Below are 25,815 nucleotides of genomic sequence, written 5' to 3' on the forward strand. Positions count from 1 at the left end.
AGAGACGAATGGGCGCGTTTCAGGTATAAGTGGGGACGATACCGCAAGACATATTCTCCTGCCCACCGATCCGTGTCTGTTTCAAAAAAAGTGCTCTGCTGCCTGTTCTGGGCGGCGCTGACTATCTATAGCGTCGTGGCCGTCGGGCTCTTGGGCGTGCGCTATTGGGTCTTGCCGCGCGTGGACCAGTGGCGGCCCCAGATCGAAGCCTACGCCAGCCAGGCGTTGGGCGCACGCGTCTCGATCGGCGCCATCAAGGCGGATTGGCAAGGCCTGAACCCCCGGCTGGAACTGACCTCTGTAGCGGTACATGACGGCGTCGCGGCGCCAGTGCTGACGCTGCCGTCGGTGTCCGCCGTGCTCGCCTGGCGCAGCATCCTGACCCTGTCGCCCAAGCTGGTGCGCCTGCGCGTCGAGCAGCCCGAACTGACCCTGCGCCGCGATACCGACAATCACCTGTGGGTGGCGGGTCAAAGCATCGACCTCAATGCCAGCGATCACCGCTCGGACCTGGATCATCCCGCGCTGCGCTGGCTGACCGCGCAGCGCGAATTGCTCATCCGCGGCGCCACCATCCGCTGGCAGGACGAAATGCGCCAGGCGCCCGACCTGGTATTGAGCAATGTCGATTTCCTGGTCCGCAACGGCAGCCTGTCGCATCGTTTCGTGCTGCGCGCCGACGCCGATCCGGCGCTGGGCCGCAAGCTGGACCTGCGCGGCGAATTCAATCGCAGCCTGTTCGCGGGCGATGCGTCCAACCCGGCCAACTGGAGCGGTGAACTCTATGCCGCCCTGGAAGACGCCGAGCCGCAGGCCTGGGCGCCGTGGGCGCCGCCGCCTCCTATCAAGGGACGCATCAGCGGCCGGGCCTGGCTGCAGCTGGATCATGGCAAGTTCACCACGCTGACGGCGGACGTGGCGGGGCGCGGCCTCGGCTGGACCGCGGCCGCCGACGGGCCCGCCGTCCACAGCGGCTATGCCCAGCTGCGCATCGAAGGCACGCCGGGCGACTTCATTGAAAGCGCCAGCGTGCCGCTGGCGCGCAGCCCTGGCGCCGCGAATCTGTCGGTCAAGGGGCGTGTCGAACAATTGCGCGTGGCGTTGCCCGGCGTCTTCGAACAGCCCGAGCTGGTGGCCGACGAACTGGCATTGGACGCCCAGACCAAAGGCGCCGATGCCAAGAACTGGTTCGTGGACGTCGGCCAATTGCGTATCGCCAACAGCGACCTGGATGTCCGCCTGCAAGGCCAATGGCGCAAGGAAGGCAAGAGCGGGGCGGGCAGCGTCGACATGCGCGGCACGCTGGTGCGGGGCAAGATGAACGCCATCCACCGCTATCTGCCGCTCGAGGTCAACGCCGACGCACGCGAGTGGCTGGCCACCGGCTTGCCCGCAGGCGTGATGGAATCGGCCTCCATCACCCTCAAGGGCGACCTGGACGAGTTTCCGTTTGGCGCGCCGGGTTCGACGGGCGAATTCGTCATCGCGGGCGCCTATTCGGGCGCCAAGGTCGACTACGCGCCGGCGCGCAGCCACCGCAAGGGCTGGCCGATGCTGGAAAACCTGTCCGGCAGCTTCCGGGTCGACAAGGTTGGCCTGGTGCTCGACAGCCCCGGCGGTGCGGTGGCCCACACCGGCCCGGACCAGACGGTGACGCTGGGCGCGGTGACCGCCAGCATTCCCGACATGGAGCACAACGCCCAGCTGACGGTCAATGGCGACACGACCGGCACGGTGCCCGCCTACCTGGCGCTGGCCGAAAACTCGCCTCTGGGCGGCCTGCTCGATGGGGCGCTGGACGAAGCCCGGGGCACCGGCAACTGGCGCATGCCGCTGAAGTTGAAAGTGCCGCTGATGAACACGGACGACACCCAGGTCGAGGGCAAGATCCAGTTCGCCGACAACACGTTCACTTTCATGCCCGAAATGCCCTTGCTCAGCCAGATGCATGGCGACCTGGAATTTTCGGAAAAAGGCGTGCATACCAAGGAAATCCGCGCGCAGTTCCTGGGCGGTCCGGTCAAGATATCCGGCAGCCTGTCCCAGCCCAAGGACGTCTTGCGCTTTGATGGCGTGCTGGCGGGATCGGGCCTGACGCAGATCAGCAATACGCCGTCGATGGCGCGGTTTTCGGGCAAGGCCGCCTATAAAGGCTCGGTGGGCTATCAGCGCGGCGGGTCGGTCGAACTGGCGATGGAAACCGATCTGGTCGGCATGGCGATCAACATGCCGGCGCCGGTGGGCAAGCCCGCTGCCACCGCGCAGACGCTCAAGCTGCAGTGGGGCGCCGCGCAGGATCGCGGCGCCAAGGGCCGCCGCTGGCTCACGGCCAGCCTGGGCGAGAACATCAATGCGCTGTTCGAACGGGACCCAACGGATTCGTCGCCCTCGTATTTCGCCCGCGGCACGCTGGGCATCGGTCGTCCGGCCAGCCTGCCCGAACGTGGCCTGAGCCTGAGCGCCAGCCTGCCTGAACTGGACATGGACGGCTGGGAGGCCGTGTCCGACGGTTTCAGCCCGCCGCCCGTCAAGGGGCGTCCGGCCGCCCGTCCGCTGCTGCCGCAGCCCGAGCGAATCAGTCTTGCCACGGGGGTGCTGCGCACCAGCGGCTACACCCTGAACGACCTGACCCTGTACGCCACCCGTCCGGCCCCGGCGCAGTGGCGCGTAGACCTTGAATCGCGCCAGGCGGCCGGTTCGCTGTCGTGGCGCGAGGCCTCGGGCGCCATCGCCGGCCAGATCACGGCGCGCCTGAAGCACCTGGCGCTGGGCGGCGCGGATGACACCAATGAGGCCGACAAGGCCTTGTCGTCGGGGAGCGACCTGTCCGACATTCCGGCCATTGACCTGCAGGCCAAGGAATTCAAGCTGTATGGCAAGAACCTGGGCGAATTGCAGGTGCTGGGGACCAATCTGGAACGGGGCCGCCAATGGCGCCTGGACAAACTGTCGATCACCAACGACGCCGCTACGCTGAACGCCACTGGCGCCTGGCGGCTCGAAGGACCGGATCGCGGGCTGACGGTCGATGCCACGGTCAAGTTCGAGAACGTCGGCAGCTTCATGGACCGCATCGGCTTCGAACACGTGGTGTCTGGCGGCACGGGCAGCGTCAAGGGCAAGGCCACCTGGCGCAATCTGCCCTGGACCCACAACATTGCCGACATCGTCGGCGACGCAGAGATCAGCCTGGACAAGGGCCGCTTCATGCACGTGAACTCGCGCACGGCCCGCTTGCTCGAATTGCTGTCGCTGCAATCCTTGCAGCGCCTGGCCCGGCTGGACGTGAACCCCACCAGCCTGCTGCGCGACGGATTTCCGTTCGATACCGTGCGAGGCCAGGTCAAAATGGCCGACGGTTCGCTGACCACCGAGGGTTACAAGCTGAACGGCCCGGTGGCCGCCATCGTGCTGGCCGGCGGCGTCAACATCGTGCAAGAGCGCTGGAATCTGAAGGCGGTGGTCATTCCCAACCTGGACGCCAGCGGCGCGGCCATGGTGACGGCGCTGGCCGTCAATCCGCTGATCGGCCTGGGGGCATTCGTGACGCAGTGGCTGCTCAAGCAGCCGCTGGCGCGGGCCATGACCCTGGAATACGCCGTCACCGGCAGTTGGGACGATCCGCAGATCGATCCCATCGATGCCTCGGGCAAGCCGGCGCCCAAGCAGACGCCCAAGCCGCGCAGCCTGGAAGAGTTCATCGAACATTGATTGGGCGGCCCGCGCGAGGCCTGACATTGCGATACAGACCGTACAGGCACCGGGCTGTCGCGCCCGTCCAAGGTCAAGCTGGGCACCTGCGTGGCGGCCGAAGAAGCCACCCACCCGGGGCAGGTGGCGTGCACGGTGGCGGTGACGATGGGGGCCGCGGTCAACGAAAACCAGATGGACTTCTACAAGCAGGGCAAGAAGTGGAAGGCCCAGCCCAGTTCGTCCCAGGACAAGCTGCCATTTCCTGATCCCAAGTTGCAGTGATCGCTGGCCCAAAGACTCACCGAAACGCCACCCCATAAAGCATTTGGCGAGGACCGCCTTGGGGCTGTCCTCGCCAAATCGATAAGCGTCGCGAAAGGCCGGCTTACTTCTTCTTCATCATGTCGAAGAATTCGGCGTTGGTCTTGGTCGCACGCATCTTGTCCAGGATGAATTCCATGGACTGGACTTCGTCCATGTCGTGGATGAACTTGCGCAGCACCCAGACCTTTTGCAGCAGGTCCGGGGCGATCAGCAGTTCTTCGCGGCGGGTGCCCGACTTGTTCAGGTTGATCGACGGGTAGACGCGCTTTTCGGCCAGGCGACGTTCAAGGTGGACTTCGGAGTTGCCCGTGCCCTTGAATTCTTCGTAGATGACTTCGTCCATGCGGCTGCCGGTTTCGATCAGCGCGGTGCCCAGGATGGTCAGCGAACCGCCTTCCTCGAGGTTGCGCGCCGCACCGAAGAAGCGCTTGGGGCGCTGCAGGGCATTGGCGTCCACACCGCCGGTCAGCACCTTGCCGGAAGCCGGCACGACGGTGTTGTAGGCGCGGGCCAGGCGGGTGATCGAGTCCAGCAGGATCACCACGTCTTTCTTCATTTCGACCAGGCGCTTGGCCTTTTCGATGACCATTTCCGCAACCTGCACGTGGCGGGTGGCGGGTTCGTCAAAGGTCGAGGCCACCACTTCGCCGCGCACGGTGCGCTGCATTTCGGTCACTTCTTCCGGGCGCTCGTCCACCAGCAGGACGATCATCACGGCGTCGGGGTAGTTGGTGGTGATGGCGTGCGCAATGTGCTGCATCATCACCGTCTTGCCCGACTTGGGGCTGGCGACGATCAGGCCGCGCTGGCCCATGCCGATGGGGGCGAAGACGTCGAGGATACGACCCGTGAGGTTTTCTTCGCTCTTGATGTCGCGTTCCAGACGCATGGTCCGGTTCGGGTGCAGCGGCGTCAGGTTCTCGAACATGATGCGATGCTTGATCGCTTCGGGCGCCACGCCGTTGACCTTGTCCACCTTGACCAGGGCGAAATAGCGCTCGCCATCCTTGGGCGTGCGCACTTCACCTTCGATCGAGTCGCCGGTGTGCAGGTTGAAACGGCGAATCTGGGACGGCGAGATGTAGATGTCGTCCGTGCTGGCCAGATACGAGGTCTCGGGCGAGCGCAGGAAACCGAAGCCGTCGGGCAGGACTTCAAGCACGCCGTCGCCAAAGATCTGCTCGCCTTGCTTGGCGCGCCGTTTCATGATGGCGAACATCAGCTCCTGCTTGCGCAGGCGGTTGGCGTTCTCGATTTCCAGGCCAGCGGCCATTTCCAGCAGCTGCGAGACATGCAGCGCCTTCAGTTCGTTGAGGTGCATCGCGGTGAGTGGTGGGGGAAAAGTAAAGGAGGGTTCTGGCGGCGCGCCACGGACGGGCTCGCGCGGTATTGAATGAGCGCCGCCACCAGGGCGGCGCCTTCGTTCACAGCACGCAGTTTACAACGCGCCGTCCAGGAATGCGGTGAGTTGCGACTTCGACAGCGCGCCAACCTTGGTGGCGGCAGCCTGGCCGTCTTTAAAGAGCATGAGGGTGGGAATGCCGCGGATGCCGTACTTCGAGGCGGTGCCCTGGTTCTCGTCCACGTTCAGCTTCGCGATCGTCAGGCGACCAGCGTACTCGGTGGCAACTTCTTCCAGGATCGGGGCAATCATCTTGCAGGGGCCACACCAGGCAGCCCAGTAGTCCACCAGCACCGGCTGGCCGGATTTCAACACATCGGCATCGAAGCTCGCGTCACTGACGTTCTTGATTTGGTCGCTCATGATGGTGATTCTCGGTTCGGCAGCAAAAGGCGCGTAAAAAGGGACGCGCCTTGCCGTTGTTCTTGTTTGTGGAATGGATTAAAGCATACCACTGTCAATAACGACAGTCATACCACTGTTTATAACAACAGGGTTTGCCGCTTTTGTGTAGGATGTTGCGGCGCAGTTGTCGTGATCGGGGTGGTTGAACCCGGCTACGCTGGCTGTGTCTATCGTCATCCTACCGAATTCGGAGCTGGTCAGGTCGTGCGCATTCCACCCGGAGCCGCGCAGAATCTGGGCTTATCCGTAAAATGTCGGTTTTTTTCCACAGATGTTGGGGATAACTTGGCCACTCCACGTTACAACGAGGCGTCCATCCGCGTCCTGAAGGGGCTGGAGCCCGTGCGCCAGCGCCCGGGCATGTACACCCGCACCGAAAACCCCCTGCACGTCGTGCAGGAGGTCATTGATAACGCCGCAGACGAAGCCCTGGCTGGCTACGGCAAACAGATACAGGTCACGCTGCATATCGATGGCAGCATTTCCGTCGAAGACGACGGCCGCGGCATTCCCGTCGGCCTGCACCCCGAAGAACACGCGCCCGTCGTGGAACTGGTGTTCACCCGCCTGCACGCGGGCGGCAAGTTCGACAAGGCCGGCGGCGGCGCCTACGCCTTTTCCGGCGGCCTGCATGGTGTCGGCGTATCCGTCACCAACGCCCTGGCGACCCGCCTGGAAGTCGTGGTCTGGCGCGACGGGGCGGTCAACCGCCTGGTCTTCAAGGGCGGCGACGTCGCCGAACCCCTGGCCCCCTACGATCAGGGCGGCCGCAAGAAGTCGGGCACCCGCGTGCGGGTCTGGCCCGACGCGAAGTATTTCGACAGCCCCAATATTCCGTTGGGCGAATTGACCCACCTGCTGCGCAGCAAGGCCGTGCTGCTGCCGGGCGTGAAGGTGCTGCTGGTCAACGAAAAGACCGGCGACACCAAGACCTGGCAGTACCAGGACGGCCTGCGCGGCTACCTGGCCGAAGCGCTGTCCGGCGCCGAACTGATGGTGCCGTTCTTCGAAGGCGAGCAATATGCCGGCGCCGACCACGAGAACTTCGCCGAAGGCGAGGGCGCCCAGTGGGTCGTGGCCTGGACCGAAGACGGCAATGCCGTGCGCGAGTCGTACGTCAACCTGATCCCCACGCCGGCCGGCGGTACGCACGAATCCGGCCTGCGCGAAGGCCTGTTCGGCGCGGTCAAGGGCTTTGCCGAACTGCACAGCCTGCTGCCCAAGGGTGTCAAGCTGCTGCCCGAAGACGTATTCGCCCGCGCCAGCTTCGTGCTGTCGGCCAAGGTGCTCGACCCGCAATTCCAGGGCCAGATCAAAGAACGCCTGAACAGCCGCGACGCGGTTCGCCTGGTGGGCGGCTTTTCCAAGAGCGCGCTCGACCTCTGGCTGCACAGCAATGTGGAATACGGCAAGAAGCTGGCCGAACTGGCCATCCGCCAGGCGCAGGCGCGCCAGCGTTCGGCGCAAAAGGTCGAAAAGCGCAAGAGCTCCGGCGTGGCCGTGTTGCCGGGCAAGCTGACCGACTGTGAGTCCAGCGACGCCACCCGCACCGAGGTCTTCCTGGTCGAGGGCGATTCGGCCGGCGGGTCCGCCAAGATGGGCCGCGACAAGGAATTCCAGGCCATCCTGCCGCTGCGCGGCAAGGTGCTCAATTCCTGGGAGGTCGACCGCGATCGCCTGTTCGCCAACAACGAAATCCATGACATTTCCGTCGCCATCGGCGTGGACCCTCACGGGCCCAACGATACGCCGGACCTGTCTGGCCTGCGCTACGGCCGAATCTGCATCCTGTCGGACGCCGACGTCGACGGTTCGCACATCCAGGTGCTGCTGCTGACGCTGTTCTACAAGCACTTTCCCAAGCTGGTCGAAGCCGGCAACGTGTTCGTGGCCAAGCCGCCGCTCTTTCGCCTGGATGTGCCGGCGCAGGGCAAGCGCCCGGCGCGCAAGATCTACTGCCTGGACGAAGGCGAGCTCGAAGCCGCGCAGGACAAGCTGCGCAAGGAAGGCTCGCGCGAAGGCGCCTGGGCGGTCAGCCGCTTCAAGGGCCTGGGCGAAATGAACCCCGAGCAGCTCTGGGAAACCACCATGAACCCGGACACGCGCCGGCTGCTGCCGGTGGGCTATGGCGACCAGACCCCCGAAGACACCACCCGCATGTTCGACATGCTGATGGGCAAGGGTGAATCGTCGCAGCGCCGCGCCTGGATCGAAGAAAAGGGCAACCTGGCGGAGCTCGACATCTGATGGCGCAGGCCCCGTTGCCGCCCGCGTCCATGGCGGTCGATCTCACGGCCGACGACTACGCCGATTTCTCGGCGTACGTGTACAAGCGGCCGGAGCTGCGGCGCCGCCGCTACCGGTCGCACCTGCGCTTTGCCGTGCTGATGATCGTGGTGCTGTTCGCGTACCTGGCCTGGCAGACCTGGGGCGGCAATGGGCCCAACTGGGGCCTGATGCTGCCCGTGTACTTCGAGGGCCTGGCCGTGGGCCTGGGCATCCTGGCGTTGCTGGCGCTGGCCTACGAGTTCGTGCTGCCGGGGCTGGTGCGCATGAACACGCGGCGTATGCTGGCCAAGCGGCCCGACGGCCTGTTCCTGGGCCGCCATCAGCTGGTCTTCGGGCCGGCTGGCATCGACGACACCGTCGCCGGTGCGTCGGGGCAGCTCGCCTGGGGCGATGTGCGCCGGGTCGAGGAAACGCCGCAGCATCTCTACGTCATCCTGGGCACCCTGCAGGGCGTCATCATCCCCAAGCGCGGACAAGACGCCGCGACGCTGGATGCGGTGCGCGCCCAACTGCGCGCGCACGTGGCCGATATCCAGCTGCTGGACGCCGCGCGTCCCCAATGACGCCGTTTCAATGAATTTGTCTACCTGAAACCATCATGACCGACAGCAATCAACACGGTTTGTTCGACGCCGCGCCCGAAGAGGGCGGCGATGCCGCCATCACCCTGGCGCGCTATGCCGAACAGGCCTATCTGGACTACGCAGTATCCGTGGTGCGGGGCCGGGCCCTGCCGGACGTGGGCGACGGCCAAAAGCCCGTGCAGCGCCGCATTCTGTACGCAATGCAGGCCATGGGCCTGGCTGCAGGCGCCAAGCCCGTGAAGTCCGCGCGCGTCGTGGGCGACGTGCTGGGCAAGTACCACCCCCACGGCGACCAGGCGGCCTACGACGCCATGGTGCGCATGGCGCAGGATTTTTCCCTGCGCTATCCGCTGATCGACGGCCAGGGCAACTTCGGTTCGCGCGATGGCGATAATGCCGCCGCGATGCGTTACACCGAAGCGCGCCTGACGCCCATCGCCAAGCTGTTGCTCGACGAGCTGGACGAAGGCACGGTCGACTTCGTGCCCAACTACGACGGCAGCCAGCAAGAACCCCAGATGCTGCCGGCGCGCCTGCCCGTCATGCTGCTCAACGGCGCATCGGGCATCGCGGTCGGCATGGCCACAGAAATTCCGCCGCACAACCTGCGCGAAGTCGCCCAGGCCTGCGTGGCGCTGATCAAGCATCCGCAACTGCCGGACGCCGAGCTCTACGGCATGATCCCGGGCCCCGATTTCGCCGGGGGCGGCCAGATCATCACCCCCGCTGCCGATATTGCGCAGATCTACGCGGGCGGGCGCGGTTCGCTGAAAGTGCGGGCCCGCTGGACGTTCGAGGAAATGGCGCGCGGCCAGTGGCAGTTGGTGGTCACCGAGCTGCCCCCGGGCACCTCGGGCCAGAAGGTGCTCGAGGAAATCGAGGAAATCACCAACCCCAAGGTCAAGAGCGGCAAGAAGAGCCTGACCCCCGAGCAAACGCAGGCCAAGGCCGTGATGCTGAACCTGCTGGACGCCGTGCGCGACGAATCCGGCAAGGATGCCGCGGTGCGCCTGGTGTTCGAACCCAAGACTTCGCGCGTCGATCGCGACGAATTCGTCAACACCCTGTTGGCGCAGACCAGCATGGAAAGCAGCGCCTCGGTCAACCTGGTCTGCATCGGCACCGACGGCCGTCCGCGCCAGAAGGGCCTGCGCGACGTCCTGGTCGAATGGCTGGCATTCCGCACCAATACCGTCGTGCGCCGCACCCGCTTCCGCCTGGACAAGGTCATCGACCGCATCCATGTGCTGGAAGGCCGCATGGTGGTCTACCTGAACGTCGAAGAGGTCATCCAGACCATTCGCGAATCCGACGAGCCGCGCGCGGCCCTGATGGAACGCTTCAAGCTGTCCGAGCGCCAGGCCGAAGACATCCTGGAAATGCGCTTGCGCCAGTTGGCACGCCTGGAAGGCTTCAAGATCGAGAAAGAACTCGAAGAAAAGCGCAAGGACCAGATCGGTTTGCAAGAGCTGCTGGACAACCCCAACACCCTCAAGCGCCTGCTCATCAAGGAAATCGAGGCCGACGCCAAGCAGTATGGCGATGACCGCCGCACCCTGATCGAAACGGCCGAACGCGCCGTGCTCGAAACCAAGGTGCTGGACGAGCCCGTTACTGTGGTGGTGTCGCAAAAGGGCTGGCTGCGCGCCCGCCAAGGCCACGGCCACGACAAGTCGCAATTCGCCTTCAAGCAGGGCGACGACATGTACGGCGCCTTCGAATGCCGCACCACCGACACGCTGATCGCCATGGGCGACAACGGCCGGGTCTATTCGGTGCCGGTGGCCAGCCTGCCGTCGGCGCGCGGCGACGGCCAGCCGGTCACCACCATGATCGACCTGGAAAGCGGTTCGCGCATCGTGCACACCATCGCGGCGGCGCCCGACAGCCGCTGGCTGCTGGCCACGCGAGGCGGCTATGGCTTCTCGGCCAAGCTGTCGGACATGATCAGCCGCCAGCGCGCCGGCAAGCAGTTCATCACGCTGGAAGCGGGCGATGAACTGCTGCACCCCGTGCCGTTGTTCGATGGCGCCAAGCAACTGGCCTTGCTGTCGCAGAAGGGCAAGTTCCTGGTGTTCGGGCTGGACGAGGTCAAGGCGCTGTCCGGCGGCGGCCGTGGGACCATCCTGATGGGCCTGGATGGCGCCGACAAGCTCGACCAGACCGTGCCGATTGGTGCGCTGGGCCTGCGCGCCGCGGGCATCTACCGCAACAAGCACACCGAAGACATCCTGGTCGGCGACGCGTTGGCCATCTATGTCGGCAAGCGTGCGCGCAAGGGCCGGGCGCTGGACGTGCGGCCCAAGCAGCCGTTGCTGTCGCCCGTGCTGGGCTGATCGCGGCGGGATGCACGGCATCCATGAAGGCGGCGCCTGCGGGCGCCGCTTTTTTTTTTATGGGCGCGGTGGGGCTTTTTGCCCAGGCCTGGCCGCCGTCGGCATGCCAGGCTTGACCTCGGGAAGGGGCGTGATATTTAATAGATAGATCAATCAGTCTATTAATAAAATCCTGACGACCCGGACAACATCGCCTTAGTCCTCATGCGAAAAATAGATCCCGCCAGACAGCACGAGCGTCGCCGCCAGATACTGGCCGCCGCGGCCGAGTGTTTCGCCGAACACGGCTTTCACGCCACGTCCACCGCGCAGATCTGCGCGCGCGCGGGCATGAGCCCGGGCAACCTGTTCCATTACTACGCCAGCAAGGCAGAGATCATCGAAGCCCTGATCGCATCGGACACCGAGGCGCTGCGCGAACGCCAGCAAGGTGCAGACGCCGAGCCCGATGCGCGCGCGGCCCTGACCCGCTGGGTCGGCGACAACCTGGCCCAGTACCAGGACCCTGCCTTCGTGCGTCTGGGCATGGAGGTGCTGGCCGAGGCGGTGCGCAATCCGCGGGTTCACGCCCTGGTCATGGCCAACGAAGCCGAACGCAAAGCGGCGCTGACGGCGTTGCTGACGGCCGTGTGGCGCCCGCTGCCGCCCGACGCGCTGCCGCGGCCCGTCGCGGAAATGGCCGACATGCTGTTGTTGCTGCTTGATGGTGTCTACAGCCGGTCGGTGGTCGACCCCCGATTCGATGTGGCTGCGGGCGGCCGGTTGCTCGATGGCGCGTTGCAAGGGTGCCAGCCGCCGTTGCCGGGGGGCCACGGCAAAACGGGCAAAGGCACGACGGCAGAGGGCGCATGAGTACGCCTGTGCAAGCGCCGCAGATGGCGCCACAAACGCCCGACACGGGACTGCCGGGGCGGCAGGGCGGCGCGCAAGCCGCACCCCAACGCCTGGCGCACGTCGATGCGCTGCGGGGCTTCGCGCTCTTTGGCATCCTGGTGGTCAATATCGGCGTGTTCGCCTCGCCCTTCTACGCCAGCGGGATTCCCCATCCCGACTTCTCGCGGCCGCAGGACCACGTGGTGGGCTGGCTGGTCGCGTGGTTGTTCGAGACCAAGTTCTACCTGCTGTTCTCGTTCTTGTTCGGCTACAGCTTCACGTTGCAGATGGCCGCGGCCGAACGCAGCGGGGCCGCCTTCGCGCCGCGTTTTTTCAGGCGGCTGCTGGGGCTGGCGGCGCTGGGCCTGGCGCATGCCGTGCTGTTCTATCAGGGCGACATCCTGCTGACCTATGCGCTGCTGGGCTTGATATTGATGGCCTGCCGCGGCATGGAGCCGGGCCGTGCGTTGCAACGGGCGCTGTGGCTGATCGGGCTGGTATCGCTGGCCTGGGCGGCGCTGGGCGCCTTGAGCCTGCTGGACCCGGTCGGCACCGCGACGTTCAGCCGCGCCGCGGCCAAGGTGTCCGCCGCCGACGCTCTGGCGGCGATCGAGGCCTATCGCGGGACGGTCATGACCACCATCGCCCGGCACTGGCAAGAACTGACCTCGGTCACCTGGGCCACCATCGTGCTGGTGCAGGGGCCGTTTGTGTTCGCGATGTTCCTGGTGGGTTACGCCCTGGGACGCCGGCAGGCGTTGGCCGACCCGTGGCGCGAGCCGCGCGTGCTGTGGCTGCTCTGCGCGCTGGGCGCATTGCCGGGGCTGGCGGGGTCCGCGTTCTACGCGACCACCAGCCTGGATACGGCACGGGTGTGGGAAACGCTGGGCCTGGCCGCTGACCTGTTCACTGCGCCGTTGCTGAGCATGTCGTACGCCGCGGCCCTGCTGCTGGCCATGCGCACGCGCCCTGGCGCCTGCCTGGCCCGCTGGCTGGCGCCCGCCGGCCGCATGGCCCTGACCAACTACCTGATGCAATCGGTGGTGTGTGCGTGGCTGTTCACGGCCTGGGGGCTGCGGCTGTCCGGCAGCGTGTCGCCGGGCATGACGTTGCTGATCGCCACGATGCTGTTCGCGGCGCAACTGCCCTTGTCGGCATGGTGGCTGCGCCGCCACGCCTACGGTCCGGTCGAATGGTTCTTGCGCGCGCTGACCATTGGCGCGTGGCCGGCCTGGCGCCGCTTGCCCGCGGAGCGGGGCGGCTAGGCCGGCCTCTGGGGCGCGGCCCGGGTCTGAGCCGGACGGCGCCGCCGCACCGGCAGGGGTTGTGAGGTCGATCCGGCGCCTGTCAGGCGTCTTCCGGCAGCCGTCTCAGCGCCCGGCGTCGGCGATGGCCGCGTCGATCGCGCCGGCCAGCCGCTCGGTCAACTGGTCCAGCTCGTCGTCCGAGATGATGAAGGGCGGGGCCAGCAGCACGTGGTCGCCCTGGCGGCCGTCGATCGTGCCGCCCATGGGGTAGACCATCAGGCCGCGCGCCATGGCTTCGCGCTTGATGCGCGCGTGCAGCGTCACGGCCGGGTCGAAGGTCGCCTTGCTGGCGCGGTCGCGCACCAGCTCCACGCCCATGAACAGGCCGCGCCCGCGGATATCGCCCACGTGCGGATGTTCGCCCAGCGCTTGTTGTAGGCGCAGGCGCAGGCCCTCGCCTTGCGTGCGCACGCGCGCCAGCAGGTTGTCGCGCCGGATCACTTGCTGCACCGCCAGCGATGCCGCGCAGGCCGTCGCGTGGCCCAGGTACGTGTGGCCGTGCTGGAAAAATCCGCTGCCCTGCTGCATGGCCTGCACGATGCGTTCCTGTGCCATGACCGCGCCGATCGGCTGGTAGCCGCCGCCCAGGCCCTTGGCGATGGTGATCAGGTCGGGCGTCACGCCTTCCTGTTCGACGGCGTACAAGGTGCCGGTGCGGCCCATGCCGCACATGACTTCATCGGCGATGAACAGCACGCCGTGGCGGTCGCAGACGTCGCGGATGCGGCGGAAATAACCGGGCACGGCCGTCACCGCGCCCGATGTGGCGCCCACGACGGGTTCGGCCACGAAGGCCATCACGGTGTCGGGGCCCAGCCGTTCAAAAGCCTGTTCCAGTTCTTGCGCCAGGCGGTCGGCGTACTGGTCGTCGGTTTCACCGGCGCGCTGGTCGCGATAGGCGTAGCAGGGCGACACGTGTTCGACATCGATCAGCAGCGGCGCGAACTGGGCGCGGCGCCAGGCGTTGCCGCCCACCGCCAAGGCCCCCAGCGTGTTGCCGTGATAGCTCTGGCGTCGCGCCACGATGTGGCGGCGCTGCGGCTGGCCGATTTCGACGAAGTACTGTCGCGCCATCTTCAGCGCGGCCTCGATGGCTTCCGAGCCGCCCGACACGAAGTACGCGTGCGACGTGCCGGCGGGCGCATCGGCGACCAGCATGCCGGCCAGTTCCTCGGCGACCTCGGTCGTGAAGAAACTGGTGTGGGCATAGGCCAGCGCATCGATCTGCGCATGCATGGCCGCCTGCACGTCGGGATGGTTGTGCCCCAGGCAGGAAACCGCCGCGCCGCCCGAGCCATCCAGGTAGGCTCGGCCTTCCTGGTCATAGAGCCAGACGCCCTGGCCGCGTACGGCGACGGGCGGCGTGCTGCGCAGGGAACGGTGTAGAACGCGGGAGCGGGTCATGGCTGGGGTCTCCAGGGGCGTGGGAAGCGAGGGAAAAGGGTCAGGGGGCGACGCCGCGTCTGCGCGTCGGTTCGCGCCAATAGGCGCCGTCGGCCTGCAGGCGGGTTTCGATATCGGCCAGGCGTTGCAGTACGGCGTCGCCGCCGCGGGCCGCCAGCCGCGCGATCAGGTGTTCGGCCAGGCCCAGCAGGCCGGCGGTGCTGTGAAAGAACGAGCCGGGGCCGCGTTGGGCCGATGCATCGGGGCCCGCGTCGGCCGTGGTCGGATCGTCGGGCCGGGTAAAGCGCAGCACGTGGTCGGCAGCCTGGGCCACCGGGCCGGCCGCGCTGTCGGTCAGCGCCAATATCGTCACGCCGCGCGCGGCGATCTGGCGCGTCAGGCGCACCGTGGCGGCCGGGTAGGGCGCTTGCGAAATCACCACCAGCGCATCGCCTTCCTGCAGGCTGTCGGCGTCTTCGGCGGATGCCCCGCCCAGGCCGTCGATCAGGATGCCGTTGCGGCGCAGCAGATGGTAGGCGTAGCGCATCTGGAAGGCGATGCCGAAGGCCGATCGCGTGCCCAGGAAACCGACCTGGCGCGCGGCCAGCAGCGCAGCGACGGCCGCGTCGAACGCGGCTTCGTCATTGGCTTGCCAGATCGACGCCATGGCCTCGGTCTGCAATTGCGTCAGGGTGTCGTGGCCGCGGCCGCCGGCCTGGCCCGCGTGCGAGGCCTGCAAACGCGCCGCACGGTCACGCAGGCTGGCGTCCGATGCACCGGCCAGCGCACGCTGGAACGGGGCGCGAAAGGCCTCGTAGCTGTCGTGCCCCGCCGCGCGGGCCAGCCGCAGCATGGTGGCCGGCGACACCCCGACGGCCTGCGCTTGCCGACGCATCGACCACAGCCCGACCTGGGCCGGATTGGCCAGCACCCAACGCGCTGCGCGCTGCATCTCGGCGGGCAGGGTGGCGCTGATTTCGCGCAGATGGTCTTGCAGGACGGTTGTCACGGTGACGTCGGGAGCCAGAACGATATAAAACAAATGCTATATCTATATTGAAGTAAAAAACAGATGTTTTATTTGCGGACTGTACGACAACTCCGACAAACCGTAACGTGGCTGTCCCCCTGGGAACGCCCTTGGGGACATGCCGGGAATTAGCGCGGAAATGATTACAAAATGGCCGGTGATCGGGTTTGACACAGGGATAGGTCACCCATATCATTCGTATAGAAATCAATTTAGCTGAACTAATTCAGTCATGAATAAACAGACCGTAACCGACCCCTCGCAGCAATATGACCTGCGCATCTTGCGGGCACTGCGCCGAATCACGCGATCCATCGCGTTGCATTCGCGCCAGTTGTCTGCGGTCAGCCACATCACGGCGCCGCAGCTCATGTGCCTGCGTACGGTCATCGCGAACGGCCCGCTGACGGCCACCGCGATCAGCCGCGAAATCCATGTCAGCCCCAGCACGGTCGTCGGCATTCTTGACCGCCTGGAAGACAAGGGCCTGATCCGCCGCGAACGCGGCCGCGAAGACCGCCGCATCGTCTTCGTGACCGCCACCGACGCCGGCCGCGAACTCGCCCAGCAGGCGCCGTCGCCGCTGCAAAAGCACCTGGCTGACGCGCTGAACGCGTTGCCCGAGCTGGAGCAGGCCACCATCACGCTGTCGCTCGAGCGCATCGTGGCGCTCATGGAAGAAGAGAGCGGGGTCGCAACGGATACCCATGGTGACGTGACGTCGCCCATCCTCGAGGTGCCCACCGGTGGGGCGCCTCCCGAATCGGGACTGGTTGTATGAGAACAAACGAACTGATCGACCCCATCAACTCAAGTGCCGTGGCGCCGGCGGCGGGCAGCGAAACGCATCTCCTGCGTGAGCCCCGCCGCAAAGACGGCGCCGCGATCCACCAGCTTATCTCCGAGTGCCCGCCACTCGATGTGAATTCCCTATACGCGTACCTGCTCCTGTGCGAGCACAACCGCGGCACCTGCGTCCTGGCCGAAAGCGCCGGAGGACGCATCGATGGATTTATCTCCGCTTACGTGCTTGTCGACAAGCCTGACGTGTTGTTCGTCTGGCAGGTCGCCGTGCACACCCGCGCACGCGGCCAACGGTTAGGCCGCGCCATGCTTCGGGAGCTCTTGCGACGCAAGGGGCTCGAGCATGTTCGTCATCTTGAAACCACGGTGGCGCCTGACAACCAGGCATCGCGCCGCACTTTCTCCGGCCTGGCCGGCGAATTGGGCGCCCACGTCTCCGAGCAGCCCTTCTTCGATCGGCAATTGTTCGGCGGCGCGGACCACGACGACGAGATGTTGTTGAGGATAGGCCCGTTCACGTTGCCCGCGCCGTAAGGCCGGGAACCCTGCGGGTCCTTATCGAAAACCGGGATGGCTGTTCTGATCCGGATGCGCCTGGCGCGCATGCGGAGGGGCTCTGGCCGTCTGTCAACTTATGAGATGAAAGGGAGGATTAATCACATGGACTTGAAAATCTTTGACCGGATGGAGTCGGAAGTACGGGGCTACATCCGTTCGTTTCCCGTGATCTTCAGCCAGGCCAGGGGCTCGACGCTGGTCGACGAGGACGGTGGCGAATACATCGACTTCTTCAGCGGCGCCGGCACCTTGAATTACGGCCACAACAATCCGGTGCTGAAGGAAAAACTGCTCGAGTACGTGCAGTCCGATGGCGTGGTCCACGGCCTGGACATGGCCACCAGCGCCAAGAAGAAATTCCTCGAGACCGTCGACCGTGTGCTGCTCAAGCCGCGCAACTGGCAATACACCCTGCAATTCACCGGCCCCACCGGCACCAATGCGGTCGAGGCGGCGCTGAAGATCGCGCGCCAGGTCAAAGGGCGGCCCAATGTGATTTCCTTCACGCACGGCTTTCACGGCGTCAGCGGCGGTTCGCTGGCGGTGACGGCCAACATGAAGTTCCGCGATGCATCCGGCTACCCGCTGGCCAACACCACCTTCATGCCCTATGACGGCTATTTCGGGCCGGACGTGGACACCATGGCCTACCTGGAGCGCATGCTGGAAGATCCCAGCAGCGGCATGGACAAGCCTGCCGCCGTCATCGTGGAAACGGTGCAGGGCGAGGGCGGCGTCAACGTGGCCACGCTGCGCTGGCTGAAGGAACTGGACAAGCTGTGCAAGCGCCACGACATGTTGCTGATCGTGGATGACATCCAGGTCGGCTGCGGCCGCACCGGCACGTTCTTCAGCTTCGAGGCCGCCGGCATCCGCCCCGACATCATCACGCTGTCCAAGTCGCTATCGGGCTTTGGCCTGCCGATGTCGCTGGTGCTGATGAAGCCCGAGCTCGACATCTGGAAGCCGGGCGCCCACAGTGGCACGTTCCGCGGCAACAACCTGGCCTTCGTCACCGCGACGCAGGCACTGGAAACCTACTGGGCCAACACCGCGTTCACCGCGGACATCCAGCGCAAGGAACGCCTGGTGCGCGACTGGCTGGAAAACCTGGTTCACAGCTATCCCAACGCCGGCCTGTCGGTGCGCGGCCGCGGCCTGATCCAGGGCCTGGTGTGCAACAGCACGCCCGCGCTGGCCAATCGCATCGCCGCCAATGCATTCAAGCGCGGTGTCGTCATCGAAACGTCGGGCGCCCACGACGAGGTCCTGAAGCTGCTGCCGGCCCTGACCATCGAGGAAGAGCTGCTGAGCAAGGGTCTGGATGTGATCGAGGCCAGCGTGGCCGACGCGCTGGCCGAAGAAGGGCAGTCCGCCCGCATTCTCAAATTTGGAGGAAAACGTCAATGATCGTACGCAATGTCAAAGATGTGATCGGCACCGCCGATGAAGTCCGCACCGACACCTGGGTCAGCCGCCGTGTGCTGCTGAAAAAGGACGGCATGGGATTTTCCTTCCACGAGACCACCATCTTCCCGGGCGGCCGCACCCATATCCACTACAAGAATCACCTGGAAGCGGTGTGGTGCATCGAAGGCGACGGTTCGATCGAGACCATTGCCGACGGCAAGAAATACGACCTGGGGCCCGGCGTGGTCTACGCCCTGAACGAGCACGACGAGCACTGGCTGTGCGGCGGCAAGGAGCCGCTGCGGGTCATCTGCGTCTTCAACCCGCCGCTGACCGGCCAGGAAGTGCACGACAAAGAGGGCGTCTACGCCTTGCCTGAAGCCCACGCGAAAGCGGCCTGATACAAGGAGGTTCGCATGATCTCACCTGCACAGGATCCGTACGCCTCCCGTACGGATCGAAGTTCCGCCATCATTTCCCGCCAGGACCCCGTGGTCTACGGCGAAGGCAGCTACGCCAACGCCCTGAGCGGCGAACAGATCGGCTCGTACGAGCGCGACGGCTTTCTGCTGCTCGAAGACCTGTTCTCGGAAGCCGAAGTGCGCGCGCTGTCGGCCGAGGTCGAGCGCATGACGCGCGACCCGTCCATCATCCGCCGCGAAGAATCGATCACCGAGCCCGGCAGCAACGCGGTGCGTTCCATCTTCATGGTGCACGTGCTGAACCCTGTGCTGGCGCGCCTGGTGCGTGACCCGCGGCTGGTAAACGTTGCCCGCCAGATTCTGGGGTCCGAAGTCTATATCCACCAGTCCCGCGCCAACATGAAGCCTGGCTTCAAGGGCAAGGAGTTCTACTGGCATTCGGATTTCGAGACCTGGCATGTGGAAGACGGCATGCCGTCGATGCGCGCCCTGAGCTGCTCGGTGCTGCTGACCGAGAACAACGACTGCAACGGGCCGCTGATGCTGGTGCCCGGGTCGCATCGCCAGTTCATTTCCTGCGTCGGCGAAACGCCCAACGAGCACTACAAGCAATCGCTGAAGAAACAGGAATACGGCGTGCCGGACCCGGTCAGCCTGCAATTGCTGGTGGAGCAGGGCGGCATCCGCTCGATGACCGCCAAGGCCGGTTCGGTGGTGTTTTTCGACTGCAACACCATGCACGGCTCGAACAGCAACATCTCGCCGTGGCCTCGGTCGAACGTGTTCATGGTCTACAACAGCATGGAAAACACGCTGGAGCCGCCCAAGTACGGCCTGACCCCGCGCCCCGAGCACATCGCCACGCGCAAGGCGTTCAAGGCGGTGACGCCGCTGGATGCCCTGAAACTGGTAGGCTGAACCAGATTCCCGCCCAGGTCCGCCTGGGCTTTTTTTCGTCCATCCGCTATGCTTTGCCGCTCTTTTCCACGCCTGCGTCCCTGCCATGTCTGCCCGCATCCTCAGCCTGCATATCTATCCGATCAAATCCTGTGCCGGTATCGATCTGGCCGAGTCGCCAGTGGATCGCGCCGGCCTGGCGTATGACCGCCGCTGGATGGTGATCGGGGCCGACGGCCAGTTCATGACGCAGCGCCAATGGCCCGCCATGGCGCTGATCCGCACCGCGTTGACCGCCGATTCGCTGCGTCTGTCGGCGCCCGGCATGGCGGACCTGGATGTGCCGCTGGATGGTTCCGGCCTGCAGGCCGGCGTGGAATCGGTGGGCGTCTGGAAGGACTTCATCGATGCGCGCCGCGAAAGCGAGGCGGCGGCCGAATGGTGCACCGCTTTCCTCAAGACGCCGTGCCGCCTGTACAAGGTGGACGAGGCCGCGGCCCGGCCTGCCAAGCCCGAATGGGTGGACAAGTGGACCGACGGCCACCCGGATCTGGCCGATACCTTCGGCGGCGACCATTTCTTCGGTTTCGCCGACGGTTTCCCGCTGCTGGTGGCCAACCAGGCATCGCTGGACGACCTGAACGCCCGGCTGCAGGCCAAGGGCGTGGCGCCGGTGCCGATGGACCGTTTCCGGCCGAATATCGTCGTGCAGGGGGAATGGGAGGCTTTCGAGGAAGACCACACCGCCATGATCACCGCCGGGCCGGTCAGCATGGCGTTTGTCAAGCCGTGCACCCGCTGCTCGATTCCCGATATCGACCAGCACACCGCTGTGCAGCACGATGAACCCGGCCGTACGCTGGCGGGCTACCGCAACCTGGATATCGGGGTGGTGTTCGGCCAGAACGCCATCGTCGATGCGCCTGCCGGCGCCCGCCTGAAAGTGGGCGACGGGGTCGAGATCGAGCTGGACTTCTGACATCGCGCCGGGCCAGGCCCGGCCGGTCCAACCCGGTTTTTGCGGGGCGGGTGCCCGCCGAGAGATGGACGTTTTCGGGCCATGACGATGGCCAATGCTGCCATTTTGGATGGCAAATGCCGCCAAGTGGCTTTTGGACCGGGCGGCAGGGCGTTCCATCGCGGCAAAAATTATAGAATACCGGCTTCCGACGGCAGAAACCGGGTGCCGCGCGGTTCTTGGCCCGCGGGATCATCCGCCCGCAGGCGTATTCGCATTCATTGCATCACTTCGCGCGCCGGTACGCGAAACCAGGACATTTCTATCATGCAACGCATCATGCTGCGGGCAAAGCTGCACCGCGTCACGGTCACCGAAGCCGATCTTCACTACGAAGGCTCGTGCGGCATCGACGAAGACCTGCTGGACGCTGCCGGCATGCGCGAGTTCGAACGCATCGAGCTCTACAACATCAACAACGGCGAACGCTTCGACACCTACATCATCAAGGCGGCCCGCGGCAGCGGCGTCATCTCGTTGAACGGCGCCGCCGCGCGTCGCGCCCAGGTCGGCGATCTGATGATCATCTGCACCTACGGGCCGATGTCGGAAGAGCAATCCGCCACCCACAAGCCGCAGGTCGTGCTGGTGGACGACGCCAACCGCGTCAAGGAAATCCGCAAGTTCCCGGCCTGAGGCCGGGCCGGGCGGAGCGCCAGGCGGCGCTCCGTCAACCCTGATACGTTTCATCATGAGCTTCCAGGTCATCATTCAACCCAGCAAGCATCAATTCCCGGTCGAGCCGGGCCAGACCGTGCTCGACGGCGCCCTGGCCGCGGGCATCGTCCTGCCCTACAGCTGCCGCAACGGCGCCTGCTCCACCTGCAAGGGCAAAGTGGTGTCCGGGGAGTTCGACGCGGGCCAATACCCCGCGCAGATCCTGTCGCCCGAGGAACTGGCCGACGGCTACACCCTGTTCTGTCAGGCGCGGCCCGCTTCCGACCTCGTGGTCGAATCCACCGAGGTCCGCCTGGCCAGCGACATCCAGATCCGCAAGCTGCCCTCGCGCGTGCAGACCATGGAGCGCGCCGCGCCCGACGTCACCGTGCTCAAGCTGCAATTGCCGGCTTCCGAGCAGTTCCGCTACTACGCCGGCCAATACATCGAAGTGATCCTGAAGGACGGCCGCCGCCGCAGCTATTCGATGGCCGGCGCGCCGCATACCGGCAGCCCGCTCGAACTGCACATCCGCCACATGCCGGGCGGCTTGTTCACCGACCACGTGTTCGGCGCCGGCGACACGCAGATGAAAGAGCGCGAAATCCTGCGCCTCGAGGGCCCGTTCGGCTCGTTCTTCCTGCGCGAAGACAGCGACAAGCCCATCATCCTGCTGGCCAGCGGCACGGGCTTCGCACCCGTCAAGGCCATCGTGGAACACATGATCCACAAGAACATCCACCGCCCGGTCTCGCTGTACTGGGGCGGTCGTCGCCCGCGCGACCTGTACATGGATGCGCTGGCGCAGTCGTGGACCGAGGCGCTGCCGGATTTCCGCTACGTGCCCGTGGTGTCCAACGCGCTGCAGGAAGACAACTGGACCGGCCGCGACGGCTTCGTCCACGAGGCCGTGCTGCACGACATCGCCGACATGTCGGGGTACCAGGTCTACGCCTGCGGCGCGCCGCCCATGGTCGATGCCGCCCGGCGCGAATTCAGCGCCCAGCGCGGCCTGCCGCCCGAAGAGTTCTACGCGGACGCCTTCACGTCCGAGGCCGACCTGGCCAAAGCCGCACCCTGATCCATCCCGGGGGCGAGCAAGCAAAAAGGGGCGAACCGGCAGCCTGATCCAGGCTGATCGATTCCGCCCCTTTTTTTGATGTTTTCAGCCGTAGGCGAGGGCGGGGCGTCGGGGTAAACTGCGATGTCACCTTGGCAGCGGCTTGCCGCGGGGCGCGGACATCGTGTCCGCGGACCCAGTGGGTACGCAAGGAGCAATGCGGGCATGAAAGTAGCGGTATTGGGTAGCGGCATCATCGGAATCTCCAGCGCCTGGTGGCTTAGCCAGGCAGGCCACGACGTCGTGGTCATCGACCGCTGCACCGGACCCGCCCAGGAAACCAGCCTTGCCAACGGCGCCCAGATATCCGTGTCCTACGCGGAACCCTGGGCCAACCCGCAAGCGCCCCTGAAACTGCTCAAATGGATGTTCCAGGACGACGCCCCGCTGCTGTTTCGCCCGCAGCTGGATTGGCGGCAATGGATGTGGGGCCTGGCCTTTCTGCGCGAATGCCTGCCGGGCCGCCTGGCGCCGAACATCCGCGCAATGGTCCGCATGGCCGAATACAGCCGCGCCACCCTGCGCAGCATGCGCGCCGAGTTGGGCATCGAATACGACCACCTCGAACGCGGCATCCTCAATTTCTACCGCGACCCGCACGAATTCGAAAACTCGCAACGGGCCGCCGGCCTGATGCGCGATTTCGGCGTCGAGCGTCGCGTGGTGTCCACTGATGAAGTCATCGCCATCGAGCCGGCCCTGGCGCCGCACCGCAACACCATCGTCGGCGGCGATTTCACTCCCGAAGACGAAAGCGGTGACGTGCATCTGTTCACCGTCGCCCTGGCCGAGCGCTGCGCGCGGGCCGGCGTCGAATTTCGCTACAGCACCCGCGTCACGCGCCTGATTACCCAGGGCGGCGCGGTGCAGGGCGTTGAACTCATCGAACCCGACGGCCGCTACGGCACCCTGGCCGCCGACGCCTATGTGGTGGCCATGGGCAGTTTCAGCCCGTCGCTGCTGCGCCCGCTGGGCATTCCGTGCAATGTGTATCCCGCCAAGGGCTATTCGGCGACCTTCCCGGTCTTGAAGCCCGATGGCGCGCCTACCGTCAGCCTGACCGACAGCAGCCACAAAGTGGTGTTCTCGCGCCTGGGCGACCGCCTGCGCATGGCGGGCACCGCCGAGCTGTCCGGCTATTCCCGCGGCCTGAATACCGGCCGCTGCGAGGCCATGACGCGGCTGGCCCGCGAACTCTTTCCCGACGCGCTCGATTTCGAGCGCGTCAGTTATTGGTCGGGCTTGCGCCCGTCCACCCCCTCGAACGTGCCTATCGTCGGCCGCAGCCGTATCCCCAATTTGTATATCAATACCGGACACGGTACTCTCGGTTGGACGATGGGCGTTGGCTCGGGCCGGGCTCTGGCAGACCTGCTCAGCGGGCGTCGCCCAGAACCGGAATTCCCTTTTCTTGGTCTATGAACCTATGAAGAAATTGCAATTGGCGGGCGTTGCCCGCGCGATGTTCGCCAGCCGGCGGGCATGGGTGTTTGGCGCCGCCATGGCGGTAGCAGGCGCGGCCAATGCCGCACCTGTCGAGATCCAGGTCTGGCACACGCTGCCGGATGCCAACAAGGCCGAATTCGAAAAGCTGGCCAAGCAGTACAACAAAGAGCAGGACCAGGTCAAAGTGACCCTGCGCGGCTTCGATTCGCAAGCCGCCCTGCAACAGGAAGCGACCGCCGCGGTCAAGGCCAAGAAGGCCCCGAACCTGGTGCAACTGAACGACAACCATTCGCCGGAAGTCGTGGCCGAGCACAAGGCCATCCTGCCGATGTACGAATTGCTGGCCAAGTACCCCGTCAAGGACCTGAACTGGTTCGTGCCGGCCACCAGCAGCTTCATCCGCGACGGCAAGGGCCGCCTGCTGGCCTTCCCCTGGATGGCCGAAGTGCCGGTGATGTTCTACAACACCGCCGCCTACAAGAAGGCCGGCCTCGACCCCAACAAGCCCGCCCGCACCTGGACCGCCCTGCAAGGCGAACTCCTCAAGCTGCGCGACGTGGCCGATCTTGACTGCCCCTACGCCTCCAGCGACCAGGTGTCGATCCACCTGGAAAACCTGGCGCCCGTGAACAACCAGCAGTTCACCAGCAACAACAACGGCCTGGATGCGGTCACCAAGAAGAGCGCGGCGCCTGCCATGCAGTTCGACACGCTCTACATGCGCCACATCTCGCTGATGGTCAGCTGGAAGCGGTCGCTGCTGTTCATGGCGCACTCGGCCGACAACACCTCGGACAAGCTTTTTGCCAAGGGTGAATGCGCGGTCCTGACCGGCAATTCGGGCTCGTTCGGCCAGTTCCTGAACACCAAGGGCCTGTCGTTCGGCGTGGCGCCGCTGCCTTACTACGACCAGGCCACCCAGACCGGCGGCCAGCCGTTCGTGAGCGGTTCGGCGCTGTGGGCGCTTGAAGGCCGTCCGCAAGCCGAAGAAAAGGCCACGGCGCAGTTCCTGGCCTGGCTGTCCAAGCCCGTCATCGCAGCGGAATGGCACCAGCGCACCGGCTACCTGCCGCTGACCGAAGCCGCGTTCCGCGCGTCCGACGTGTCGTTCTACAAGAGCATTCCCGGCGCCCAAGCCGTGGTGGCTTCCATGAGCACGCGTCCGGTCGCCAACAGCCGCGGTTTCCGCATGGCCAACTACGACCGCATCGAGCCCGTGTTCAACCAGCAGTTGAACGACGCGCTGGAAGGCAAGACCCCCCCGGTCTCGGCCCTGAACAACGCTGCCAACCAGGCCCGCAGCATCGCGACCCAGCGTTAAGCAGCGCGCTGCCAGCAAGGCCAGAAGGCCCGGTTTTCGAACCGGGCTTTTTTTCGCCCTGCGTACATGCCAGTCTGTTGCGGCGACTGGCCTTGCTCCACCATGGCTTCACCGCGATCCGTTTCCGGTTCGCCTTTTGCTAGCGGTGAAGCATGGTTCGAATACTCCTATTGGCGGTGGGTCTGTCCGGTCTGTCGGGCTGCGCGTTGCCGCTGGCCTCGCGCTCGGCCAGCACTTCGTGGCAGGCTGCCGGGCCGGCCGCGCAAGGCTTTCGCTTTGACTGGCGCTTGTCCGGCGATCCCGCCGTCGCACCCATGCAGGTGTTCGACGATGGCCGCGAAACCTGGCTGCAGTTCGCGCCGGGCCAGGCGCTGCCCGCCATTTTCGGCGTGGGGCCCGATGGCGAGCGCGCCTTGCCCTATGTGCGTCGCGAGCCCTACGTGGTCCTGGCTGGCGGCTGGCGCGCGCTGGCGTTTCGTGGCGGCCGCTTGTCGGCGCGCGCGCAGCGCGGGCAGGATGTCGCGGCGGTCGGCGGC

Annotated in this window: 22 protein-coding genes; 18 read left to right on the top strand and 4 right to left on the bottom strand. The window is 65.7% G+C overall.

Going from position 1 to position 25,815, the window contains the following annotated elements; translation table 11 throughout:
- Positions 1–72: 72 nt before the first annotated feature.
- Both HV798_RS28175 and HV798_RS28180 read left to right on the top strand, forming a co-directional pair.
- Complete coding sequence (locus HV798_RS28175) at positions 73–3,711, top strand: YhdP family protein (protein WP_281360926.1); 3,639 nt, start codon at positions 73–75, stop codon at positions 3,709–3,711.
- Between the two features lie 90 nt (positions 3,712–3,801).
- Positions 3,802–3,975 (top strand): hypothetical protein, encoded by a 174-nt coding sequence (locus HV798_RS28180; RefSeq protein WP_246289258.1) that lies wholly within the window; start codon positions 3,802–3,804, stop codon positions 3,973–3,975.
- Positions 3,976–4,078: 103 nt separating this feature from the next.
- Here the strand turns inward: HV798_RS28180 and rho are convergent, their stop codons facing one another.
- Both rho and trxA read right to left on the bottom strand, forming a co-directional pair.
- Entirely contained in the window at positions 4,079–5,338 is a 1,260-nt protein-coding gene (gene rho / locus HV798_RS28185; RefSeq protein ID WP_006218533.1) for a transcription termination factor Rho, read from the bottom strand.
- Between the two features lie 117 nt (positions 5,339–5,455).
- Complete coding sequence (gene trxA / locus HV798_RS28190) at positions 5,456–5,782, bottom strand: thioredoxin TrxA (protein ID WP_025135179.1); 327 nt, start codon at positions 5,780–5,782, stop codon at positions 5,456–5,458.
- A gap of 327 nt (positions 5,783–6,109) precedes the next feature.
- Between trxA and parE the strand changes: the two genes are divergently transcribed.
- The 5 genes from parE (at position 6,110) to HV798_RS28215 (ending at position 13,171) form a co-directional block, all read left to right on the top strand.
- Positions 6,110–8,071, top strand: coding sequence for a DNA topoisomerase IV subunit B (gene parE, locus HV798_RS28195; protein WP_175192659.1), 1,962 nt, complete (start codon positions 6,110–6,112; stop codon positions 8,069–8,071).
- The gene (locus HV798_RS28200) at positions 8,071–8,676 is read left to right on the top strand and encodes a YcxB family protein (RefSeq protein WP_175192658.1); all 606 of its coding nucleotides are present in this window, start codon (positions 8,071–8,073) and stop codon (positions 8,674–8,676) included. Before parE ends, HV798_RS28200 begins: the two co-directional genes overlap by 1 nt.
- Before the next feature lie 35 nt (positions 8,677–8,711).
- Positions 8,712–11,033, top strand: a complete 2,322-nt coding sequence (gene parC, locus HV798_RS28205) for a DNA topoisomerase IV subunit A (RefSeq protein WP_175192657.1) — start codon at positions 8,712–8,714, stop codon at positions 11,031–11,033.
- A gap of 204 nt (positions 11,034–11,237) precedes the next feature.
- Positions 11,238–11,885 (top strand): TetR/AcrR family transcriptional regulator, encoded by a 648-nt coding sequence (locus HV798_RS28210; RefSeq protein WP_175192656.1) that lies wholly within the window; start codon positions 11,238–11,240, stop codon positions 11,883–11,885.
- Between the two features lie 23 nt (positions 11,886–11,908).
- A complete protein-coding gene (locus tag HV798_RS28215; protein ID WP_175192692.1) occupies positions 11,909–13,171 on the top strand; it encodes a DUF418 domain-containing protein in 1,263 nt (420 codons plus the stop codon).
- Between the two features lie 105 nt (positions 13,172–13,276).
- Here HV798_RS28215 and HV798_RS28220 read toward each other — a convergent pair whose 3' ends face one another.
- Together HV798_RS28220 and HV798_RS28225 are read right to left on the bottom strand one after the other, a co-directional pair.
- Positions 13,277–14,617, bottom strand: coding sequence for an aspartate aminotransferase family protein (locus HV798_RS28220; RefSeq protein ID WP_175192655.1), 1,341 nt, complete (start codon positions 14,615–14,617; stop codon positions 13,277–13,279).
- A gap of 40 nt (positions 14,618–14,657) precedes the next feature.
- Complete coding sequence (locus HV798_RS28225) at positions 14,658–15,605, bottom strand: MurR/RpiR family transcriptional regulator (RefSeq protein WP_425486175.1); 948 nt, start codon at positions 15,603–15,605, stop codon at positions 14,658–14,660.
- A gap of 253 nt (positions 15,606–15,858) precedes the next feature.
- On the opposite strand from HV798_RS28225, the gene HV798_RS28230 reads away from it, so the two are divergent.
- From HV798_RS28230 to HV798_RS28280, 11 genes are all read left to right on the top strand, one after another.
- Positions 15,859–16,407, top strand: a complete 549-nt coding sequence (locus HV798_RS28230; protein WP_175192654.1) for a MarR family winged helix-turn-helix transcriptional regulator — start codon at positions 15,859–15,861, stop codon at positions 16,405–16,407.
- Positions 16,404–16,964, top strand: coding sequence for a diaminobutyrate acetyltransferase (ectA, locus tag HV798_RS28235; protein WP_175192653.1), 561 nt, complete (start codon positions 16,404–16,406; stop codon positions 16,962–16,964). The genes HV798_RS28230 and ectA overlap by 4 nt, the downstream gene beginning before the upstream one ends.
- Before the next feature lie 126 nt (positions 16,965–17,090).
- Positions 17,091–18,398, top strand: a complete 1,308-nt coding sequence (ectB, locus tag HV798_RS28240) for a diaminobutyrate--2-oxoglutarate transaminase (RefSeq protein WP_025135188.1) — start codon at positions 17,091–17,093, stop codon at positions 18,396–18,398.
- On the top strand, positions 18,395–18,799 hold the full coding sequence (locus HV798_RS28245) for an ectoine synthase (RefSeq protein ID WP_025135189.1): 405 nt from the start codon (positions 18,395–18,397) through the stop codon (positions 18,797–18,799). Before ectB ends, HV798_RS28245 begins: the two co-directional genes overlap by 4 nt.
- A gap of 15 nt (positions 18,800–18,814) precedes the next feature.
- The gene (thpD, locus tag HV798_RS28250) at positions 18,815–19,738 is read left to right on the top strand and encodes an ectoine hydroxylase (protein ID WP_175192652.1); all 924 of its coding nucleotides are present in this window, start codon (positions 18,815–18,817) and stop codon (positions 19,736–19,738) included.
- Positions 19,739–19,823: 85 nt separating this feature from the next.
- Complete coding sequence (locus tag HV798_RS28255; protein WP_175192651.1) at positions 19,824–20,696, top strand: MOSC domain-containing protein; 873 nt, start codon at positions 19,824–19,826, stop codon at positions 20,694–20,696.
- A 306-nt stretch (positions 20,697–21,002) separates the two neighbouring features.
- Positions 21,003–21,371, top strand: coding sequence for an aspartate 1-decarboxylase (gene panD / locus HV798_RS28260; protein ID WP_025135192.1), 369 nt, complete (start codon positions 21,003–21,005; stop codon positions 21,369–21,371).
- A gap of 55 nt (positions 21,372–21,426) precedes the next feature.
- Positions 21,427–22,473, top strand: a complete 1,047-nt coding sequence (locus HV798_RS28265; protein WP_025135193.1) for a CDP-6-deoxy-delta-3,4-glucoseen reductase — start codon at positions 21,427–21,429, stop codon at positions 22,471–22,473.
- A 204-nt stretch (positions 22,474–22,677) separates the two neighbouring features.
- Positions 22,678–23,934: a D-amino acid dehydrogenase gene (locus HV798_RS28270; RefSeq protein WP_175192650.1), complete on the top strand. Its 1,257-nt coding sequence runs from the start codon at positions 22,678–22,680 to the stop codon at positions 23,932–23,934.
- Positions 23,935–23,938: 4 nt separating this feature from the next.
- A complete protein-coding gene (locus HV798_RS28275) occupies positions 23,939–25,279 on the top strand; it encodes an extracellular solute-binding protein (RefSeq protein ID WP_025135195.1) in 1,341 nt (446 codons plus the stop codon).
- A 152-nt stretch (positions 25,280–25,431) separates the two neighbouring features.
- Positions 25,432–25,815 (top strand): TrbG/VirB9 family P-type conjugative transfer protein (locus HV798_RS28280; RefSeq protein WP_175216605.1); only part of this gene is annotated, 384 nt, incomplete at its 3' end.

This window comes from Achromobacter deleyi (assembly GCF_902859705.1).
Classification (GTDB): domain Bacteria; phylum Pseudomonadota; class Gammaproteobacteria; order Burkholderiales; family Burkholderiaceae_B; genus Achromobacter; species Achromobacter deleyi.

What these genes read in the sequence shown, in the direction of transcription:
- rho (WP_006218533.1), bottom strand. Translation starts at nt 5,338, where the DNA reads ATGCACCTCAACGAACTGAAGGCGCTGCATGTCTCGCAGCTGCTGGAA.
- trxA (WP_025135179.1), bottom strand. Translation starts at nt 5,782, where the DNA reads ATGAGCGACCAAATCAAGAACGTCAGTGACGCGAGCTTCGATGCCGAT.
- HV798_RS28200 (WP_175192658.1), top strand. Translation starts at nt 8,071, where the DNA reads ATGGCGCAGGCCCCGTTGCCGCCCGCGTCCATGGCGGTCGATCTCACG.
- parC (WP_175192657.1), top strand. Translation starts at nt 8,712, where the DNA reads ATGACCGACAGCAATCAACACGGTTTGTTCGACGCCGCGCCCGAAGAG.
- HV798_RS28210 (WP_175192656.1), top strand. Translation starts at nt 11,238, where the DNA reads ATGCGAAAAATAGATCCCGCCAGACAGCACGAGCGTCGCCGCCAGATA.
- HV798_RS28215 (WP_175192692.1), top strand. Translation starts at nt 11,909, where the DNA reads ATGGCGCCACAAACGCCCGACACGGGACTGCCGGGGCGGCAGGGCGGC.
- HV798_RS28220 (WP_175192655.1), bottom strand. Translation starts at nt 14,617, where the DNA reads ATGACCCGCTCCCGCGTTCTACACCGTTCCCTGCGCAGCACGCCGCCC.
- HV798_RS28230 (WP_175192654.1), top strand. Translation starts at nt 15,859, where the DNA reads ATGAATAAACAGACCGTAACCGACCCCTCGCAGCAATATGACCTGCGC.
- ectA (WP_175192653.1), top strand. Translation starts at nt 16,404, where the DNA reads ATGAGAACAAACGAACTGATCGACCCCATCAACTCAAGTGCCGTGGCG.
- ectB (WP_025135188.1), top strand. Translation starts at nt 17,091, where the DNA reads ATGGACTTGAAAATCTTTGACCGGATGGAGTCGGAAGTACGGGGCTAC.
- HV798_RS28245 (WP_025135189.1), top strand. Translation starts at nt 18,395, where the DNA reads ATGATCGTACGCAATGTCAAAGATGTGATCGGCACCGCCGATGAAGTC.
- thpD (WP_175192652.1), top strand. Translation starts at nt 18,815, where the DNA reads ATGATCTCACCTGCACAGGATCCGTACGCCTCCCGTACGGATCGAAGT.
- HV798_RS28255 (WP_175192651.1), top strand. Translation starts at nt 19,824, where the DNA reads ATGTCTGCCCGCATCCTCAGCCTGCATATCTATCCGATCAAATCCTGT.
- panD (WP_025135192.1), top strand. Translation starts at nt 21,003, where the DNA reads ATGCAACGCATCATGCTGCGGGCAAAGCTGCACCGCGTCACGGTCACC.
- HV798_RS28265 (WP_025135193.1), top strand. Translation starts at nt 21,427, where the DNA reads ATGAGCTTCCAGGTCATCATTCAACCCAGCAAGCATCAATTCCCGGTC.
- HV798_RS28270 (WP_175192650.1), top strand. Translation starts at nt 22,678, where the DNA reads ATGAAAGTAGCGGTATTGGGTAGCGGCATCATCGGAATCTCCAGCGCC.
- HV798_RS28275 (WP_025135195.1), top strand. Translation starts at nt 23,939, where the DNA reads ATGAAGAAATTGCAATTGGCGGGCGTTGCCCGCGCGATGTTCGCCAGC.